The sequence below is a fragment of the Bifidobacterium cuniculi genome (assembly GCF_000741575.1).
GTDB lineage: Bacteria > Actinomycetota > Actinomycetes > Actinomycetales > Bifidobacteriaceae > Bifidobacterium > Bifidobacterium cuniculi.
The window spans coordinates 18,338-36,144 of sequence record NZ_JGYV01000001.1; the positions used below are offsets into that span (position 1 = coordinate 18,338).

Genomic DNA, 17,807 nt, shown 5'->3' on the forward strand with positions numbered 1-17,807 from the left:
GAAGGGATGGGGAAAAGGTGCCGCTGCAAAGATTCAACGGCACCGTGCAATCAACGGATGGTTTGGTACGTTACGGTCCACTTCGACTTCATGATGTCCGAGGGATAAACACCAGTGCCGCCATTGCTGTCGAGATCAATGCCGGCGCCTTCCTTATAGGCCAGCCAAACCAACTGTGAACAGTTCACGGCTGCGCCGGAACGCTTATTGAAGTTGAAGTTCAGATTATACGGTTTGCCGAGGTACTTGCGAGACTGCCGGACGGCGGCATCCCGCTTGGACTGCGTGGTCTTGACGTACTGTTTCTGCGACTTGGCAGCTACCTTGACTTCCCTCCAACTATGGTCGATGACCTTCTTGCCGGGGCCTGGCGCTTCGATGATTGAGGTCTTTGACGTGTACAGCCCTGAATGTCCATGAGTGATTCCTGCAGTGGATACGGGCGAATAGAAGACATCGCCCTTATAGGTGGCTGTGCCGATGGATCGGTTTGCGGCCGTTGTAGCCTTTTTGGGCCCATCGCCGGAAAGTCGTTGCAATTGTACTTGCTCGCCCTGCAGGAAACGATCCTCGACCTCGACCTCAGCCAGTGCCCCATCCAACACTGCGTCCAGATCGGTGCCCTGCTCGCTGGCTGTAATTTTTGCGGCCTCTGCCATCTCTTCGAAGGTCACGCCTGGATTGGACTCAAGCAGTTGCTGAATTTTATCGGTTGTAGACAGAGCCTCGTATTCCGTGGCTTGGGCAGCTGGAATGTTCCCCATGAGCAGAACAACGCTTGCCGTGGCAGCGATGGCGGACATGAGCATCTTACGTGAAATGATCATATTCTTATTCCTTTGTTTTCCTGCGTTGCCGAAGCGATCTTCGACGATTCCCAACATATGGGGCGTTGGATCGTCAATCGAATCGATGTCACGATTTTGGTGACATGGACCAGTCGTGAAAGGGATGCCACGGGAAATGGACATTTCCGCATGCCATGACATGTTTCCCCGTAGGATAGTGGGCATGGTGAACCGCAGCCACGAAAATCATGGCACATGGCTACGGATTGTTCGGGGAGGTTGGGGACATGACAGCACAGACCATTCGCACCGGCATCGTGGACAACGACGTGTGGAGCGGCCGTTCCATCGGCCAATGGCTCTCGAGCACCGGGTCCTTCCACGTGACCTGGTGCTGCGCCAATGCGGCCGAAGCCATACAACGGGCCATGATGCCCTCCACCGCACCGCAACTGATGCTGGTGGACATGGCGTTGGACGGCGTCAGTGGGGCCTCCGTCTGCAGGAAGGTCCGGGAACGCTCCGGCAGCATCGTGCTGATCGGCATGACCGCCTACGACTGTTCGAAATACCGTGACGACCTTGCAGCCGCCGGCGCCCAGGGCATCGTGGGCAAGGAATGCATCCCCCGGGAGCTGCCCGCACTGCTGGGAGCCATCATGCGCGACGGCACCGCCGATCCGATCGTATTCGAACCCGCGGCCCAGGCACATGCACGGTTGGGATCTGCCGGGCGTCCGGCCCTCCCGTCCCTGAGCGAACGCGAACTGGCGGCCTTGCGCCTTGCCGACGAGGGGATGACCACGGCACAGATCTCGCAACGCATGGGCGTCTCCGCCAATTCGGTCTCCACCTACCTGCGTCGGGCGGCCAGCAAGCTGGGAACCGTCGGCCGCGCCGCCACCATCAGGAAGTGCCGGGACTATGACTTGCTCTGAGATGGCCACGCATGTGCTCAGGACACTGTCGGCCCGCGATTATCCGCTGACGGCGCCGGTACGGGCGATCGTCGCCGTGCTGGTGGCCGGCACGAACGCCGCATTGGTGACGGCCGCAGCACCCGCGCCGAGCGCGGGACTGCTGGCCGTCCTGGTGCTGGACTGGCTCGCCGCGTTCCTGTTCCTGCTGCAGCCGCTGCCGGGCGCCGCCCTCCTGACACTGTCCTGGGCCGCCGCAATGCTGCTGCCGACGACATCGCCGCTGCTGCTCGTACCGGTCGGCATGACGGCGATCTTCCTCCTGGCGCTGCACGACTGGCGCGTGGGCGCCGCAACGGGACTGGCCTGCACCGGGTTCGCCATCCTGCTCCCATGGTCAGGCCTGCCCGGTACTGGAGTTGACATGCTGCGCAGTGCTGCCGGACTGTGTGCGTTGGCAGCGTGCGCCGCGGGAAGCGGCGGCATGCTCGCCCGATGGCTGAGGCAACGGCGGAGACGACGCCAACATGTCGTCTCCAGGACCTTGCGCGATGCCACGGTACCGCTGCACGACGTGACCTGCAACAACCTGTGCTACGCACTGCGCCTCGTGCAGGGGCTGACCACACAAGATACGGACCAAGCCGCCGCACTCGCCGACATCGCCGCCGCGCTCGAAGAGTCCTTGCGTACGGCACGCCAGTCGATGGGCGACGTGCGTGCCATCTCCTCCTTTGACGATGACGTCCGGCCATCGGCCGGCGGAACCGTCCTGCTTGACCTTGACGCGCTGGTTGAGCGGTGCCGGCACCGGCTGGACTCGCTGGGTGTCAAAGGGACCACCATCGTGGAACCCGGCTGTGCGAGGCTTGGCATGGCATCCGACCTGGCGGACGTGGTGCGCGGCCTGGTTCGCGAACTGTTCGGCAATGCCCTCAAATATGCGCAGGAGAAGGACGGGTACTGCCTGACCTGCGCCGTGGAATCCGGCGTCCTGCGGGTGACATGGTGCGACATGCCGCGTCAGGATGCGGAGCACGGCACTGCGACTGGTTTGCTGCACTACACGCAGGAAGTGGAGTGCAGGGGCGGTCACGTCGAGGTCGGATCGGACGAGGGTCTGTGGACCTTCGCCGCGGCGTTGCCCCTGGACGGTTCCACCGACTCCCGGGACGGACGATCCGGGCGGCATGGCCATGCCGGGCCTGCCGTATTCGTGGCATCTGCCGTGACATGGACGCTCATGGCCTTGACATGCGCGGCGGTCGAATTGCTGTTGGCCGGCGTATGGGGCCTGTCCCTTGCCGTCGGCCTGTGCTATCTGGCCATTCCCTTGGCGGCCCTGCTGCTGGGCATGGTCAGTGCCGTGCGACATGGCATCCATGCCTGGTGGACCGTCCCCATGGCGATGCTCGGCGGCGCGATCAGTGTCATGATGTTGGGGACGACGGTCGATACGTTGCCCTTGGCTGCGCTCTTCGGCTGTATCCTGGGCGGCCTACCGGCGCTCGTCGGGGTCGTCGTGCCGATGGTGGCACGTGCGTTGTTGCGCTTGGCCAGACGTGGCACTCGCCAGCCTCAAGGCTTTGCGCTCCTGGCAGCTGCCATGTGGGCCGTGCTTGCCTGTGTGGGGGCATTCATCCTGCTGTTGCAGCCCGCCAGCGCCATGGGCGTTCCTTGGGCTGCTTCCGTGCTGTCGGCCGCATCCATGGCCGCAGCCGCCTGCACGAAACTGGCAAGGCAGTAGCGCCTCTGTCCCTCTAGGCGTCCCGCGCGTTATAAGGGGCACCTAGAGGGACAGAGGCGCCCGGCCAGGGCGAGGGACGGCGAGGGTGGGCTACCGCATGAAGGGGAACGTGGGCAGCCCCTCCCGGTTGAACAGCGGGGCGGGACCCCAGCTGCGCCAGGCGTAGCGCACGTGGCGCGGCTCGCGCACGGCGTCGGCCCACACGCGCACCGTGCCGTCGTCCATGATCTGTGCGTTGGCGTCCGACCAGACGCCGTCGTCGTCGGCGACCTCGAATCCGGAGGTGCCTTGCATGCGCAGTTCAATCTCGCAATCCTCGCACGGCTTCGCAGTCGCCTGCGTGTCCGGGGTCGTACCTTTCCAGTGCAGGCCGTCGGCGTGCGCAAAGGTCACCAGCACCTCGTGGCCCTCGAAGCGCACGTCCGCCGCTTCGGGGCTGTCCGCGGCGGCCGTGTCGTCGCCGTACACGTCGTGCAGCGCGAGGTCGGCCAGGCGGTCGCCGACCGTTTGCTTGTCCAGCGGGTGGATGTTGTCGAACTCGCCGCAGTCCATCGTGCAGATCAGCGAGACGTCGTCGAGCTCGCGGCTCACCTCGTATTGCGCGGCGCGGATCACCGGCCAGTGTCGCGGGTCGTCGTCGGCCATGCGGCCGTCGATCCACTGCGGCAGCTGCACCACCAGGAAGGGCGCGCGGCCGGCGTTCTCCACCGGCTGGTAGCCGACCGACGGCAGTCCGTAGCCGTCGAGGTCCCACAGTGCCCGCCAGCTGTCGATGAGCAGGCGCAGCAGCTCGCCGTAGCCGTCCGCGCGCGCCTCGTCCTCCTCGCCCTGGTACCACAGGAAGCCGGCGACGGTGTACGGGGCGACACGCTCGACCATGCCCTCGTACGGCGCGCACACGCGGCGCTCGGAGAACGGCGTCACCGGCGGCGGCCACGGGCACGGCCCCAGGATCCTGTCGATCTCCGGCTGGCTGATGCCCGGATGCTTGCGCTTGGTCTTCTCGACGTCCGCGTTCCACTTGTCGAAGGTGCGCTGCCAGCCATCCTTCTCCTTGCGCATCTGCTCCATCGACTTGCCGGCGATCGCGCGGTCGTACTCCTCGAGGTACGGGCGGGCGGCGTCGCTGGTCTCCAGCGTCCCGCGGCCCATCCAGCAGGTGATGGAGGTGCCGCCGATGTAGCAGTCGATGATGCCGACGGGCACGCCGAGCCGCTCGCGCAGCCGGCGGCCGAAGTAATAGGCGACCGCGGACATGCCGCCGACCTGCGGCGCCATCGCGGGTTGCCAGGTAGCCGCCGCCTCAGCCGCGCGGTCGACCTGCCCGACCTTGGGGATGTTGATGAAACGCAGCAGCGGGTCGTCGGCGGCCGCGATGGCGGCATCGCCGTCCGCGCTGGTGTGCACCTCGAGCTCCATGTTGCTCTGCCCGCCGGCGAACCAGACCTCGCCGAGCAGGACGTCGCGGAATACCAGGCTGTCTGTTTCACATGAAACATTGAGCTGATACGGGCCGCCCGCCGGCAGTGCCGGCAGTGCGGCCGTCCAGTAGGAGCTGTCGGCCACGCGCGTCGCGCTCTCCGCGACGACGGTGCCGTGGTCGTCCGACAGGCTGACGACGACCTTGGCGTCCGGCGTACCGGTGCCGAAGACGGCGATGGGGCGGTCACGCTGCAGGACCATGCGGTCGCTGAAGACGGCGGCCACGCGCAGGCTGCCGCTGACGGTGCGGTCGTGCCTGTCGTGCCTGGAGTGGGACTGCCTGATGGACTCGACGACGCCGCTGGCGCCCGGTGCGATGCCGGTGACGATGGCCATGGGGGCGGACTCCTTTCCGGGGGATGCTGCCGTGGAGTCTACGTCCGCAAGCTGGGAGGAAGATGAGCGGCCGCTGGCCGTCGGCCGGGAAACGTCGGTGTCACTCATGCCCACAGCCCCTCTCCCATGGACTCGAGATAGGTGACGAGTTCGCGCGCCATCTCGACGTCCTCGGCCACGCGCGGGTGTCCCGGCGTGCCGGTGCCCGCGCGCGAGTAGGCGAAATGCGTCACCCGCGGGTCCTCCATCGCAGTCGCCACCTCGTGGATGGCGCGGTCCCAGGCGTCGTCGTGCTCCAGCACGGTGGTCGTGCACACGACGTGCGCGTGCGGATAGCGCTCCAGCAGGCGGCCCAGGAACGCGCGGTACTCGCGCCGCCAGGTTGCGGCTTGCCCGCCCTCGTAGTCCTGCGCCATGAAGTCGTCGGGGTGCGAGTCGTTCTGGCCGAGCGCCACCACCACGACCTGCGGGGTGAAGTCATGGAAGTCCCAGTCGATGGCGTCTCCCAGCGGCGGGTTGTACGCCACCTTGTCCCACATGCTCTCCATGCCCAGGTAGTCGGGCGCGTTGAACCAGCCGATGCCGTCCAGCAGCGGGATGCCGCCCTGGGAGATCAGGCGCGTCTCGGCGCCCAGCATGCGGCCGGTGATGGCGGCGTAGGAATACCAGGAGTTCGAGTCGGAGGACAGGTCGATGTCCGGGTCCGCCATTCCCGTGTAGGTGACGGCCTCGTTGCGCTCGCCGCAGGTGACGGAATCGCCGTAGAACTCGATGCGCCGTGCCGGGTCGGGCAGTGGCGGGACGCCCGGCGCCATGGGGTCGGTAGGTGCGCCGCCCTGCGGCGGTGCGACGTGCGCACCGTCGTCGACGGCGACGCCGTGGAACTCGAGGTAGTGCATGCCGCCGTCCTGGCGCTTGAACACGACCGCCTCATGCTCGACGTCAGGCAGGTCGGTGGCGACGGTCACCGTGAGGACGCCGTCCTCGCCCTCGGCGACGTTCGCGGGAAGCACCGGCTCGTCCGGCGAGGGCAGGCGCAGGCTGAACTGGGTGTTGTCGATGATGACGCCGATGCGGGTGTGCCCGTAGTTCCAGTGGCTGCGGACGCGGACGGCCAGGGTGGTGCCGCTGAAGCGGAAACGGGCCTGGGTGTAGGGAAAGACCCAGAGCGGGACCCCGTCCTGGGTGGCGGCGCGTCCCTCGTGATGGATCGCGGGGTCGAGGGGAGCGATCTGGCGCATGGCACTCCTTTGTGTGCGAAAAACGGTCGTTTATAGTGTAGCGCGGTTTTCGGGTGCCAGGAACCAAGGTTTCGGAACGGGTGAAGCGCTCCAGTTAGGTTTCGGATGGGAGCTGCGGCCTGGATGTGGTTGCTTCTCAAAAAATGAACAATTTCTCAGGGGGAAGCTTGCACAGAGGGGCCTACGCCATGGCCCTCCCGGCACACCACACCTGCTCCACCTTCCACGTGGCCGGGTCGGTGAGCAGCAGGTCGGCGGCGTAGCCGGGGGCGACCAGGCCGAGGGGTGCGCCGGTGACGGCGTTCGGCCGGTCGAGGCCCAATGCCCGCGCAGGCGTCAACGTGGCGGCCTCCACGGCCTCGTCGGGGGCCAGCCCCAGCTCGAGCACGGCGCGCGCCACGGCACCCTCCAGCAGGAGCGTGGAGCCGGCGATGGCCCCGTTGGAGACGAGGCGCGCATGGCCGTCCTCGACGTTGACGTCCAGGGCACCCAGGAGGTAGTGCCCGTCGGGGCAGTCGGTGGCGGCCATGGCGTCCGTGACGAAGGCGAGGCGGTGGGGCGCGAAGCCCCACGCCATCCGCACGACCGGGTCCTGCACGTGGAAGCCGTCGTTGATGAGCTCGGGCGTGACGCGCGGGTCGGCCGTCACCGCCGGGATCGGGCCCGGCTCGCGGTGGTGGATGCCGTTCATCGCGTTGAACATGTGCGTCATGATGGTCACGCCGGCGTCGATCGCTTCGCACGCCTGCTCGTAGCCCGCGTCGCAGTGGCCGATGGCGGGCGCCACGCCCGCGGCGGCGAAGGTGCGGATCGCCTCCATGCCGTGCGGCAGCTCGGGGGCGATGGTGATCTGCCGCAGCGCGCCGTCAGCCGCTGCCAGCAGCCGTTCCACCGCTTCCGGCACCGGGTCGACCAGGCAGTCCGGGTCGTGTGCGCCCTTGCGCGCCAGGGCCAGGAATGGCCCCTCGAGGTGGGCGCCGAGGATGTCGGGACGCAGGTCCATCTGCGCCCGCACGGTGCGCAGGTTGCGTTCCATCACGTCGAGCGGGTTGGTGATCAGGCTGAGCACCTGCCTGGTGGTGCCGTGCACCATGTGGCAGGCGCGCGCGGTGGCGATCCCCTCGGCTCCGTCGTCGAAGGAGGTGCCCCAGCCGCCGTGTGCGTGGATGTCCACGTAGCCGGGGGGTGAGCGTGCGGCCGCCGGCGGCGACGACGTCGTCGACATCGGCCGCCGCCGCGGCGAAGCCCTCGTCGGTGGTGCCGGCGGCTGCGATGGTGTCGCCGCGCACTACGACCCAGGCATGGTCGCGCACACCGCGCGCGTCCACGAGGCGCGCGTCGCGGATGGCGAAGTCCCGTGCCGGTGCGGCAAGCGCGGCCGTGACTGCCGCGGTGATGGCGGAATGGTCGGTGGTCATGGTGAAGCTCCTTGGGAATGTGACGACTCCCCGCACCAGCCGCGGCGCGGGCAGGTGCGGGGAGTGTGCGGATGTCGGTCGGTCAGGCGTGCGCGCCGGGCGCCGCGGCGGCGCGCACGGCGCTCAGATGCCCTGCCAGGAGGGCTTGTTGTCGTAGGCCCAGCGGTAGTAGTCGGCGTCGCGCAGCCTGGAGGCGGCGGCGTCGTCGACGATGACGGTGGCGTGCGGGTGCAGCTGGAGCGCGGACGCCGGCCACAGCGCGCTGATGCCGCCTTCGACGGTCTGCGCGATGGCTTCCGCCTTGTTCTCGCCGAAGGCGAGCAGGATGAGGTGGCGCGCCTTCATGATGGTGCCGATGCCCTGCGTGATGCAGTGGGTGGGCACCTGGCTGATGTCGCCGTCGAAGAAGCGCGCGTTGTCCTCGCGGGTCTGCTGGGTGAGCGTCTTGATGCGCGTGCCGCTGGCCAGCGAGGAGCCGGGTTCGTTGAAGCCGATGTGGCCGTCGGTGCCGATGCCTAGGATCTGCACGTCCACGCCGCCGGCCGCCTCGATGGCGGCGTCGTATTCGCAGCCGGCGTCCATGATGGTGTCCAGGTTGCCGTTGGGCACGTGCACCAGTTCCGGCGTGAGCCCCAGCGGCTCGACGACGGTGCGCGTGATGGTGCTGCGGTAGGACTCGGGGTGGGCGGGGTCGAGGCCCGCGTACTCGTCGAGCGCGAAGCCGCGCACGTGGCTGACGTCGATGTGCTCGGCCTTGACGGTGGCCGCGAGCGCCTTGTAGGCGGTGAGCGGGCTGGAGCCGGTGGCCAGGCCCAGCACGGCGTCCGGCTTGCGTGCGATGAGGTCGGCCACGCAGCGTGCATAGATCTCGCCGGCCTTGGCTTCGTTGTCTACGATGATGATTTCGGTCATGGTGGTGGTTCCTTGGGAAGGTGGGGAAGGTGGGGAAGGTGCGGGTGGTGGTGGGTCTAGAAATTGTTCATTTTTTGAACAAAATCTAGGACGTGGGCCGCTCGCGCGGCCTGCCCTAGATTTTGTTCAAAAAATGAACAATTTCTACTGGAGGAAACTCACTGCGTGGCTAGGGTCACCTCCTCGGGGGTGCGGGCAAGTTCGAGGCCGCAGGCGCGCAGCACCTCGGCCACTGCCTCCACGTTAGCGCCTTGTAAGGGCAGGACGGGGTCGGGCATCTGGTTGGTGTCGAAGACGCCGAGGAGCGCGAGTGCGGTCTTGAAGGCGCCGACGCCGGCGCCGAAGCCGGCGACGCCGCTGGTGACGGTCACGATGCGCATGAGCGCGGAGAGCTTGTCCTGCTCCTTGCGCACGGTCTCCCAGTCGCCTGCCTCGGCGGCCTTCCACATGCGCACGTAGCCGGTGCATTCCACGTTGCCTAGGCCGGGCACGGAGCCGTCGGCGCCGGCCATGTAGGCGCCGTCGACCACGACTTCCTGGCCGGTGAGCAGGGTCAGCGGGTGTCCGGCCTTGTTGTTGTCGTCCACGAGGAAACGGAAGGCGACGTCGTCGCCGGAGGAGTCCTTGACGCCGGCGAGCACGCCGTCGAGGCCGAGCCGGACGAGCATGTCGCCCGGCAGCTTGGTATGCACGCACACCGGGATGTCATAGGCGAACAGCGGCAGGCCGACGGCTTCGTGGATGAGGCGGAAGTGGCGCTCCACCTCGGCCATGCCGCCGAGGGCGTAGAAGGGGGCGGTGGCGACGATAGCGTCGGCGCCGAGCTCCTGGGCGACCTTGGCGTGCTCGATCACGCGGCGGGTCTCGGTGTCGATGCAGCCGACGAGGACGGGCACGCGGCCGTCGACGGCCTCGATGGCCGCCTCGATGATCTCGCGGCGGCGTTCGTCGGTGCTGAAGACGACTTCGCCGGAGGAGCCGAGGACGAACAGGCCGTCCACGCCGGCGTCGATCATGCGGTCGATGGAGCGGACGAAGCTATCTCGGTCGAGCTGCCGGTCGGCGGTCAGGGGGGTGACGACCGGCGGGATGACGCCACGGAATTGCTTGGTCATGGGAATCAGTGTCCTTTTGCTGTGCTGGAGGTTGTGGTTGTGTGGAAAGGGGCGGGGCCGCCGGTGCACGGCCCCGCCATGTGGTTGTGGATCGGTGCCGCTCAGACCGCCGGCGTGCATTCGGCGGCAGTGGGATGCAGCAGCGAAGGCGCGGCCGCCAGCAGCAGCTGCGTGTACGGGTCCTGCGGTTCGTAGAGCACCTGGCGCGCCGGTCCCTGCTCCACGATCTGTCCGTGGTTCATGACGATGATCTCGTCGGAGACGTAGCGGACCGTCTGGATGTCGTGGCTGATGAAGACCATCGACAGCCCGAGCTCCTTCTTGAGGTCGGAGAGCAGGTTGAGGATCTGCGCGCGCACCGACACGTCGAGTGCGGAGGTGGGCTCGTCGGCGATGATGGCGTCCGGCTTGAGCGACAGGGCGCGGGCGATGGCGACGCGCTGGCGCTGGCCGCCGGAGAGCTGGCCGGGCAGCGCGTTGAGCGCGGACTTGGGTAGGCCGACCATGTCGATGAGCTCGTAGGCGCGGCGGGCACGCTCCTCGGGGCTGCCGGTCTTGTGCACGATGAGCGGGTCCATGAGCTGGTCCTGGACGCTCATGCGGGCGTTGAGCGCGGTGGCCGGGTCCTGGAAGACCACGGAGACGACGCGGCCGATGCGCATGCGGTCCTTGGCGCTGCGGTGCGTGACGTCCTTGCCCTTGAACATGACCTGGCCGGAGGTGACCTGCTGCAGGCCGCACATCACGTTCGCCGTGGTGGACTTGCCGCAGCCGGATTCGCCGACGATGCCGATCGTGCGCCCGGGCATGAGCTTCAGGCTCACGCCGTTGACGGCCTTGACCTTCTTGGGGTGCAGGATGGATCCCGCACGGGTCTTGAACTCGACCTCGATGTCCTTGAGCTCGATGATCGGGGTGTTCTCTTGCGTGTTCATCTCACATCTCCTGGTTCTTGCCGCATCATCGCAGCGCGGGGGATCTTCGGTTCGGGGTCGGTGTCGGGGCGCCGTTCGGTGGCCTTGGTGTCGAGGGCCCTCTCGATGGCTCGGTCGACGTCGGTGTCGTCGGCGGGGACATCCGGCTTGTCGATGTCGTCGGGATGCACCGCGTAGAAGTGCCAAGTGCCGGGCACCCGCTTCATGACGGGCTTGACGTCCAGGCCGCGCGTCGGGTTGGAGGAGCGCGGTGCGAAGCGGTCGCCCTTGGGGAAGTCCGCCGGGCTGGGCACCGAGCCGGGCACCTGGTGCAGGCGTCCGGAGCCCGCCTCGATGGAGGTGACGGCGCCGAGCAGGCCGCGGGTGTACTCGTGGCGGGGGTCGGTGAGGATCTCGCGGGCGGCGCCCTGCTCGACCACCTGGCCGGCGTACATGACGGTGATCGAGTGCGCCACCTTGGCGACGAGCGCCAGGTCGTGGCTGACGAAGATCATCGCGAAGCCGAGCTTCTCGCGCAGGTCGTTGAGCAGGTCGATGACCTGCTTCTGCACGGTCACGTCGAGTGCGGTGGTCGGCTCGTCGGCGATGACGAGCTTGGGGTCGCGGGTGAGGGCCATGGCGATGAGCACGCGCTGGCGCTGGCCGCCGGAGAGCTCGTGCGGGTAGGATTCGAGCACGCGCTTGGGGTCGAGGCCTACCAGTTCGAGCAGTTCCTCCGCGGTGCGGGTGCCGCCGCGGGAGGTGAGCTGCTTCATCTGTGCCTTGATGAGCATGGACGGGTTGAGCGAGGAGAGCGCGTCCTGGTAGATCATGGCGATCTCGTGGCCGCGGATGGAGTTGTAGCGCTTCTGGCTCAGGCCGACCAGGTTCTCACCCTCGAAGAGGATCTCGCCGCTGATCTCGGCCTTCGGGTCCAGCAGGCCCATGATGGCCAGGGAGGTGATGGACTTGCCGCAGCCGGACTCGCCCACGAGGCCCATGGTCTCGCCGGGGCGCACCGCGAAGTTGAGGTGGTCGACCACGTCCACGTCGCCGTGGCGCGGGAACTTGATGCATAGGTCCTTGACCTCGATGACGGGGGCGGCCTTGCTGCTCGGCTCGAGGCGGTCGCAGCGGCGGAACTCCGCGTCCTTGAGGGCCATGAGGGAGGCTTCCAGGGTCTCGGCCTGGGCGGCGTAGGCGGCGACCGGGTCGATCAGGAGGCGGTCCTCCTCGCGCATGTTCGCCTTCTCCTCCTCGTTGCGCTTGATCGGCGCGGAGGGTGCGGCCACCATGGCGTCGGTGAGGCCCTCGGAGAGGATGTTGAGGCACAGCACGGTGAGCATGATCGCCAGGCCCGGGAACAGTGCCTGCCACCAGAAGCCGTAGATCACGCCGGCCTTGGCGCTGGAGAGGATGTTGCCCCAGGTCGGCGTCGGCTCGGGGATGCCGGCGTTGATGAAGGACAGCGAGGCCTCGAAGACGATGGCGTCGGCCACGGAGAGCGTGGTGAAGACCATGACGGGGGCGGCGATGTTGCGGGTGACGTGCTTGATGAGCAGCCAGGGGGCGCGGGCGCCGGAGACGATGCCTGCGCGGACGTAGTCCTTGCCGTACTCGCTGATGATGTTCGCGCGGACGATGCGGGCGATCTGCGGCACATAGAGGATGCCGATGGAGATGACGATGCCGATCATCGACTGGCCGAGGATGGAGACGAACACGGCCGCCAGGGCGATGCCCGGGATCGACATGACGATGTCGATGCAGCGCATGATCAGCTCGGAGACCCAGGTGCGGCTGACCGCGGCGAGCGCGCCGATGAGGGCGCCGGCGACGAGGGCGAAGGCGATGGAGGACAGGCCGATGACCAGCGAGTAGCGTGCGCCGTACAGGACGCGGGAGAGCACGTCGCGGCCGAGGTTGTCCGTGCCGAAGAGGTGGTCCATCGAGGGGGAGCGGTAGGTGAGGGTGATCTCCTGGGGGTCGTGCGGCGCGATCAGCGGCGCGAAGACGGCGCCGACGATGAGCAGCGTGATGAAGACGACGGAGATCCTGGTGCCCAGCGACATCGCTTTCCAACGCTTGAAGGTGAGCTTGCCGCCGGCTTCGTCGACGTTCTTGGCCGAAAGTGTCTTGGAGAACAACATGGCGTCACACATTCCTGATTCGCGGGTTGATAAGGACGTAGAGCAGGTCGACGACGATGTTGATGATGATGAACGCGAGCGCGACCACCAGCACCACGCCCTGCACCAGCATCGGCTGGTTGTTGTTGATGCCGTCGAACATTGCGGTGCCCATGCCGGGCAGTGCGAAGATGACCTCGATGACGATCGCGCCGCCCATGAGGTAGCCGATCTTCATGCCGAGCACGGTGACCGGGGTTATCAGGGCGTTGCGTAGCACGTTGCGGGCGATGACGACCGGCTTGGGGATGCCGGCGCCCAGGGCGGTGCGCACGTAGTCCTTGTCGAGTTCCTCGACCATGGAGGTGCGGATGATGCGGGTCATGGAGCCGGCCACGGGCATGGCCAGTGCGAAGCAGGGCATCGCCATGCGGCGCATGTATTCGATCGGGTCCTGGCTGAAGGGCACGAGGTCGCCGGCGCCGGGCAGCCAGTCCATGCGGATCTGCAGGAAGTAGATGAGCAGGACGCCCAGCCAGAAGGCGGGGGTGGCGATCTCGATGATGGAGATGACGCGGATGGCCTGGTCGACCCAGGTGTCGCGGTAGAGAGCCGCGAGCACGCCGAAGACGACGGAGATGACCAGTGCGATCGCCAGGCCGATGAAGGTCAGCTGGAGGGTCAGCGGGAAGGAGGTGGCGATGCGTTCGGCGACGGAGTCCTTGTTGACGCCGTAGACGCCGAGCTTGCCTTGGAACATGCCGCCGATGTAGTTCCAGAACTGCTGCCACCAGGGCTGGTCGAAGCCCATCTCGTGGCGGTAGGCGGCGAGCGCCTCGGGGGTGGCGCTTTCGCCGAGGGCGGCGACGGCCGGGTCGTACTTGGAGAACGACATGAGGAAGAAGACGAGCAGCGTGACGCCGAAGGCCATGAACGGCAGGGCGATGATGCGCTTGCCCAGGATTCGCAATAGGTTACTCACTGGATGCTCCTGTTGTGGATGGTGGATTGGGTGGGACGCGCCGTTGCGGCCCGTTCAGGGGGCGTCGGCGGGTGCCGGCGCCAGGTCAGTGGTTCAGCTTGGCTTGCAGGAGGTCAAGGCCGGTGGTGCCGATGGCCTCGCTCTTGGAGAAGACCCCTTTCTTGAAGGCGGTGGTGGTCTTGCGGTGGAAGAGCGGGTAGATGGGCACTTCCTCGGCGATCACGTCGTAGCACTGGTTCCAGTACTTCTGGCGTTCCTCGTCGGTCTTGGCGGCGATGGCCTTGTCCATGAGCTCGTGGAGCTTCTTGTAGCCGTCGGTGCCGTACCAGAAGGTGCGCTGGCGGGTCCAGGTGTTGTCGCCGTAGAACCAGTTCATGAGCAGGTCGGCGTCGTTGCCGAACACGCTCGGGTCGCCGGCGACGAGGGCCATGGAGAAGTCCGCGTCGTCCTTGTCGGTGATGTTGGGGTACAGGGCGGAGGAGGCCATGGACTGCAGGTCGACTTCCATGCCGATCTCGGCGAGGTCGTTCTTGATCTGCGGGGCCAGCTGGGTGATCCAGGACTGGTCGGTGGAGTAGAGGGTGAACTTGACCTTGTCGGTGACGCCGGCTTCCTTGAGCAGTTCCTTGGCCTTCTCCACGTCGCGGGTGTAGACCGTGGAGGCCTCGTGGTAGGCGGGGTATTCCTCGATGAGGTAGCTGGTGGTGGGCGTGGCCTGGCCAGACATCTGGTTGTCGATGAGCTGCTGGGCGTCGATTGCGTAGAACACCGCCTGGCGCACCTTCGGGTCGTCGAAGGGGGCCTTCTTGGTGTTGAACATGATGTAGGGGGCGTTGAAGGCCTGGACGGTCTTGAGGTCGGCGCGCTTGGAGAGCACGTCGAAGGCGAGGGTGGGCACGAGCTCCATGACGTCGACCTTGCCGGTCTGCATGGCGGTGACGCGTGCGGTGTCGTCCACGGCCACGTTCCACACCATGTTCTTGCACTGGGCGGGGTATTCGCCGTTGTACAGGTCGTTCCTCACGAAGGTGACCTTCTGGTCCGTGATGCTCGCGTACTTCCAGGGGCCCGAGCCGGTGGGCATCGAGGTCAGCCGGTCCTTGTCCATGTCGGCCGGGGCGACCTTGATGAGGGCGAGGCGTTCCTTGAAGGCGGGGAAGGCGTACTTGAGCCTGAAGGTGACCTGGTTGTCGCCCTTGGGCTCGACCGTGTCGATGAAGTCGAGCATCGGCACGTACAGGCCGCCCTCGGCGGTGGAGCGCTTCCAGGACTCGACGACGTCCTCGGGGGTGACGTCGGTGCCGTCCGAGTACTTGGCGCTGTCACGCAGGGTGACCACGTACTCGGTGTCGGAGACCTGCTCCGGCTCGCCCTTGGCGAGCGCGTTGTACATGGAGTAGTCGGAGTAGTTGAAGGCGTAGAGCGGTTCGACCACGTACCAGTTGGCGGACATGGCGAGGGCGCTGGAGGTGGAGTTGGGGTTGAAGTCGCGGCTGGCATAGGCGGCTTCAGCGGTGATGGTGTCCGTCACCGAGGTGCCGCTGGTCGCCTGTTGGCTGCCGCACGCGCCGAAGGCCAGGGCGCCGAGGGCGCCGATGAGCGTCGCGGCCGCTGCCTTGAGTATCTTTGTGCGCTTCATTGCTTTCCTTGCTTCATTGGAGGGATGGGGCAATGCTTGGGGGAAACGTCGTCGTTTCGAAGCCGGCTCCATCGTAAGACATCAGATGTCTGATTGCAAATCGGAATCGGTATTCCGTCTAGTCGTCTTGTGCGGAATGTGACCAGCAGTTGCCGTTAAACGGTTCAGAAGTCCCAACGGAAACGTGTCGCAAGTTCTCTCACGGTGAAATAGTGAGCGCCAATATGCGAGTTCAGTTGTCTGTTGTCTGATGAATTGGTACAGTAGGGACAGGTATTCACGTTTCAAGGAGGAAACATGACCACCCCTCACTACGTCGTCGGGGCGTACGCCTCGCTTCCCGCCGACCGCGCCGCCCAGGAGGACTACTACGCGCTCCTCGGTGCGCAGCCCTGGATCGACGGCACCGAACTGCCCTTCCCCGGCGACCTCGCCGACCCCGCGACCCGTGCCTGGCTCGGTCGCCGGCTGCCCGCGCACTGGCACCACAACACCGTCACCCTCATCCCCGGCACCATGCAGCACGTCGGCCGCGCCCCCGGCTTCGGCCTGGCCAGCCCCCAGGAGGAAGGACGCCTCGCTGCCGTCCGTTTCGCCATGGACGCGCGCGACGCCATCGCCTCCCTCGCCGACGCCCGCGGTGCCAACGACGTCGCCTTCCTGGAAATCCACACCGCCCCCACCGCCCTCGCCGACCCAGACGCCATGCGCCGCTCCGTCGCCGAACTGCTCGGCTGGGACTGGCTCGGCGCGCGCCTCGTCATCGAACACTGCGACCGCCACGTCGATGGCCAGGCCCCCGAGAAGGGCTTCCTGCCCATCGAGGAGGAAGTCGCCATCGCCCAGGACGCCGGCATCGGCATCACCGTCAACTGGGGACGCAGCTGCGTCGAGGGGCGCGACGCCGCCCTGCCCGAGGCCCACATCCGTACCGCCGCCGATGCCGGCGTCCTGGCTGGCCTCATGTTCTCTGGCGCCGGCCCCGACGCCAGCCGCTACGGCTACCCCTGGATCGACGGCCACCTGCCCATGGCACCCGACGAACCCGCCTCCTGGATGGACGCCGGCCGCATCGCCCACTGCGTCGCCGCCGCCGACGTGCCCGGCCTCGCCTACCTCGGCGCCAAGGTCTGCGTACCCGCCGACGCCGATCTCGACGCGCGCCTCGCCCACCTCGCCCACATCCATGACGCGGGCCTCCTTGGGGAGGCCGTGTGATGGCCACCTACCTCACCGTCGACCTCGGCGGCACCAAGATCGCCACCGGCTTCGTCACCCTCGACGACGCCGGGCAGGCTGCCCCCGTCGTCGAGGACCTGCGCTCCGTCCCCACCGAGGCGCCCCGCGGCGGCGACGACATCCTGCGCCGCCTTGCCGCCCTCGTCGCCGACCGCGTGCGCGACCGCGACGGGCTCGCGGGCGTGGGCATCGGCTCCGCCGGCGTCGTCGCCGACGGCACCATCATCTCCTCCACCGACCTCATCCCCGGCTGGACCGGCCAGCGCGTCGCCGAGACGCTGGCCGAGACCACCGGGCTGCCCGTCGGCATGGTCAACGACGTCGTCGCCCACGGCCTGGGCGAGGCACACCACGGCGCCGGCCGCGGCCATGCGCGCGTACTGTCCGTCGGCGTCGGCACCGGCATCGGCGGCGCCATCATCGTCGACGGCCGTCCCGTCACCGGCGCGCACGCCGTCGCCGGCCACATCGGCCACATCGCACACGGCCTGGGCCGCGGCGTGCGCTGTTCCTGCGGCACCCTTGCCGGCCACATCGAACCCGTGGCCAGCGGCACCGGGCTGGCCACCCTCTACAACCTCATGAAGGACGACGCCGTGGCCGAGGTCGCCAGCGGCAAGGACGTCTCCGACCTGGCTGCCGCCGGCGACGCCTTCGCCACCGAGGTGATCGCACGCTCCGCACGCGCGCTCGGCGAGGCGCTCGGCGGGGCCGTCAACCTGCTCGACCCCGACGCCGTCGTCGTCTCCGGATCCGTCGCCGGCTCCGGCGCCCCGTGGTGGGACGCCCTGCGCGCCGGCTTCGCCGACGGCGCCATGGCGCTCACCCGCACCATCCCGCTGCTGCCCGGCGCGCTCGGCGGCGCCGCGCCCCTCGTCGGGGCGGCGGTCGCGGCCGCGCAGGCCGTCGGGTAGCGGGCGGGCGGCCGGGCGGCCGCCGAACCGGGAA

General features: G+C 67.4%; 13 protein-coding genes and 1 pseudogene. 4 read left to right on the forward strand and 10 right to left on the reverse strand.

Features of this window, described 5'->3' with window-relative positions:
• Nucleotides 1-50: 50 nt before the first annotated feature.
• Nucleotides 51-884: a YiiX/YebB-like N1pC/P60 family cysteine hydrolase gene (locus BCUN_RS00095; protein ID WP_160257621.1), complete on the reverse strand. Its 834-nt coding sequence runs from the start codon at nt 882-884 to the stop codon at nt 51-53.
• A 191-nt stretch (nt 885-1,075) separates the two neighbouring features.
• Between BCUN_RS00095 and BCUN_RS00100 the strand changes: the two genes are divergently transcribed.
• Nucleotides 1,076-1,726, forward strand: coding sequence for a response regulator transcription factor (locus BCUN_RS00100; protein WP_033515193.1), 651 nt, complete (start codon nt 1,076-1,078; stop codon nt 1,724-1,726).
• Nucleotides 1,713-3,452: a sensor histidine kinase gene (locus BCUN_RS00105; RefSeq protein ID WP_152598026.1), complete on the forward strand. Its 1,740-nt coding sequence runs from the start codon at nt 1,713-1,715 to the stop codon at nt 3,450-3,452. The genes BCUN_RS00100 and BCUN_RS00105 overlap by 14 nt, the downstream gene beginning before the upstream one ends.
• Nucleotides 3,453-3,542: 90 nt before the next feature.
• On the opposite strand, the gene BCUN_RS00110 is transcribed toward BCUN_RS00105, so the two are convergent.
• The 9 genes and pseudogenes from BCUN_RS00110 to BCUN_RS00150 form a co-directional block, all read right to left on the reverse strand.
• A complete protein-coding gene (locus tag BCUN_RS00110) occupies nt 3,543-5,378 on the reverse strand; it encodes a sialate O-acetylesterase family protein (RefSeq protein ID WP_238552265.1) in 1,836 nt (611 codons plus the stop codon).
• Nucleotides 5,375-6,511 carry an SGNH/GDSL hydrolase family protein gene (locus BCUN_RS00115; RefSeq protein WP_033515184.1) on the reverse strand — a complete coding sequence of 379 codons (1,137 nt, stop codon included), beginning with the start codon at nt 6,509-6,511 and terminating at the stop codon, nt 5,375-5,377. The genes BCUN_RS00110 and BCUN_RS00115 overlap by 4 nt, the downstream gene beginning before the upstream one ends.
• Before the next feature lie 181 nt (nt 6,512-6,692).
• Nucleotides 6,693-7,929, reverse strand: a pseudogene (locus tag BCUN_RS00120) (N-acetylglucosamine-6-phosphate deacetylase).
• A gap of 123 nt (nt 7,930-8,052) precedes the next feature.
• Nucleotides 8,053-8,841 (reverse strand): glucosamine-6-phosphate deaminase, encoded by a 789-nt coding sequence (gene nagB, locus BCUN_RS00125; RefSeq protein WP_033515180.1) that lies wholly within the window; start codon nt 8,839-8,841, stop codon nt 8,053-8,055.
• Between the two features lie 158 nt (nt 8,842-8,999).
• Nucleotides 9,000-9,956 carry a dihydrodipicolinate synthase family protein gene (locus tag BCUN_RS00130; RefSeq protein ID WP_033515178.1) on the reverse strand — a complete coding sequence of 319 codons (957 nt, stop codon included), beginning with the start codon at nt 9,954-9,956 and terminating at the stop codon, nt 9,000-9,002.
• A gap of 101 nt (nt 9,957-10,057) precedes the next feature.
• Nucleotides 10,058-10,891: an ABC transporter ATP-binding protein gene (locus BCUN_RS00135; RefSeq protein WP_034258233.1), complete on the reverse strand. Its 834-nt coding sequence runs from the start codon at nt 10,889-10,891 to the stop codon at nt 10,058-10,060.
• Complete coding sequence (locus BCUN_RS00140) at nt 10,888-13,020, reverse strand: dipeptide/oligopeptide/nickel ABC transporter permease/ATP-binding protein (protein ID WP_238552266.1); 2,133 nt, start codon at nt 13,018-13,020, stop codon at nt 10,888-10,890. Before BCUN_RS00140 ends, BCUN_RS00135 begins: the two co-directional genes overlap by 4 nt.
• A 4-nt stretch (nt 13,021-13,024) precedes the next feature.
• Entirely contained in the window at nt 13,025-13,981 is a 957-nt protein-coding gene (locus BCUN_RS00145) for an ABC transporter permease (RefSeq protein ID WP_152598201.1), read from the reverse strand.
• Between the two features lie 85 nt (nt 13,982-14,066).
• Nucleotides 14,067-15,620, reverse strand: a complete 1,554-nt coding sequence (locus tag BCUN_RS00150) for an ABC transporter substrate-binding protein (RefSeq protein ID WP_033517975.1) — start codon at nt 15,618-15,620, stop codon at nt 14,067-14,069.
• A gap of 297 nt (nt 15,621-15,917) precedes the next feature.
• On the opposite strand from BCUN_RS00150, the gene BCUN_RS00155 reads away from it, so the two are divergent.
• Together BCUN_RS00155 and BCUN_RS00160 are read left to right on the forward strand one after the other, a co-directional pair.
• Nucleotides 15,918-16,838: a DUF4862 family protein gene (locus BCUN_RS00155; RefSeq protein ID WP_033517973.1), complete on the forward strand. Its 921-nt coding sequence runs from the start codon at nt 15,918-15,920 to the stop codon at nt 16,836-16,838.
• The gene (locus BCUN_RS00160; protein WP_034258235.1) at nt 16,838-17,773 is read left to right on the forward strand and encodes an ROK family protein; all 936 of its coding nucleotides are present in this window, start codon (nt 16,838-16,840) and stop codon (nt 17,771-17,773) included. The genes BCUN_RS00155 and BCUN_RS00160 overlap by 1 nt, the downstream gene beginning before the upstream one ends.
• Nucleotides 17,774-17,807 lie beyond the last annotated feature (34 nt).

Coding starts and splice junctions, on each gene's coding strand:
- BCUN_RS00160 (WP_034258235.1), top strand. CDS start 16,838: ATGGCCACCTACCTCACCGTCGACCTCGGCGGCACCAAGATCGCCACC.
- BCUN_RS00110 (WP_238552265.1), bottom strand. CDS start 5,378: ATGAGTGACACCGACGTTTCCCGGCCGACGGCCAGCGGCCGCTCATCT.
- BCUN_RS00140 (WP_238552266.1), bottom strand. CDS start 13,020: ATGTTGTTCTCCAAGACACTTTCGGCCAAGAACGTCGACGAAGCCGGC.
- BCUN_RS00155 (WP_033517973.1), top strand. CDS start 15,918: ATGACCACCCCTCACTACGTCGTCGGGGCGTACGCCTCGCTTCCCGCC.
- BCUN_RS00095 (WP_160257621.1), bottom strand. CDS start 884: ATGTTGGGAATCGTCGAAGATCGCTTCGGCAACGCAGGAAAACAAAGG.
- BCUN_RS00100 (WP_033515193.1), top strand. CDS start 1,076: ATGACAGCACAGACCATTCGCACCGGCATCGTGGACAACGACGTGTGG.
- BCUN_RS00115 (WP_033515184.1), bottom strand. CDS start 6,511: ATGCGCCAGATCGCTCCCCTCGACCCCGCGATCCATCACGAGGGACGC.
- BCUN_RS00130 (WP_033515178.1), bottom strand. CDS start 9,956: ATGACCAAGCAATTCCGTGGCGTCATCCCGCCGGTCGTCACCCCCCTG.
- BCUN_RS00105 (WP_152598026.1), top strand. CDS start 1,713: ATGACTTGCTCTGAGATGGCCACGCATGTGCTCAGGACACTGTCGGCC.
- nagB (WP_033515180.1), bottom strand. CDS start 8,841: ATGACCGAAATCATCATCGTAGACAACGAAGCCAAGGCCGGCGAGATC.
- BCUN_RS00135 (WP_034258233.1), bottom strand. CDS start 10,891: ATGAACACGCAAGAGAACACCCCGATCATCGAGCTCAAGGACATCGAG.
- BCUN_RS00150 (WP_033517975.1), bottom strand. CDS start 15,620: ATGAAGCGCACAAAGATACTCAAGGCAGCGGCCGCGACGCTCATCGGC.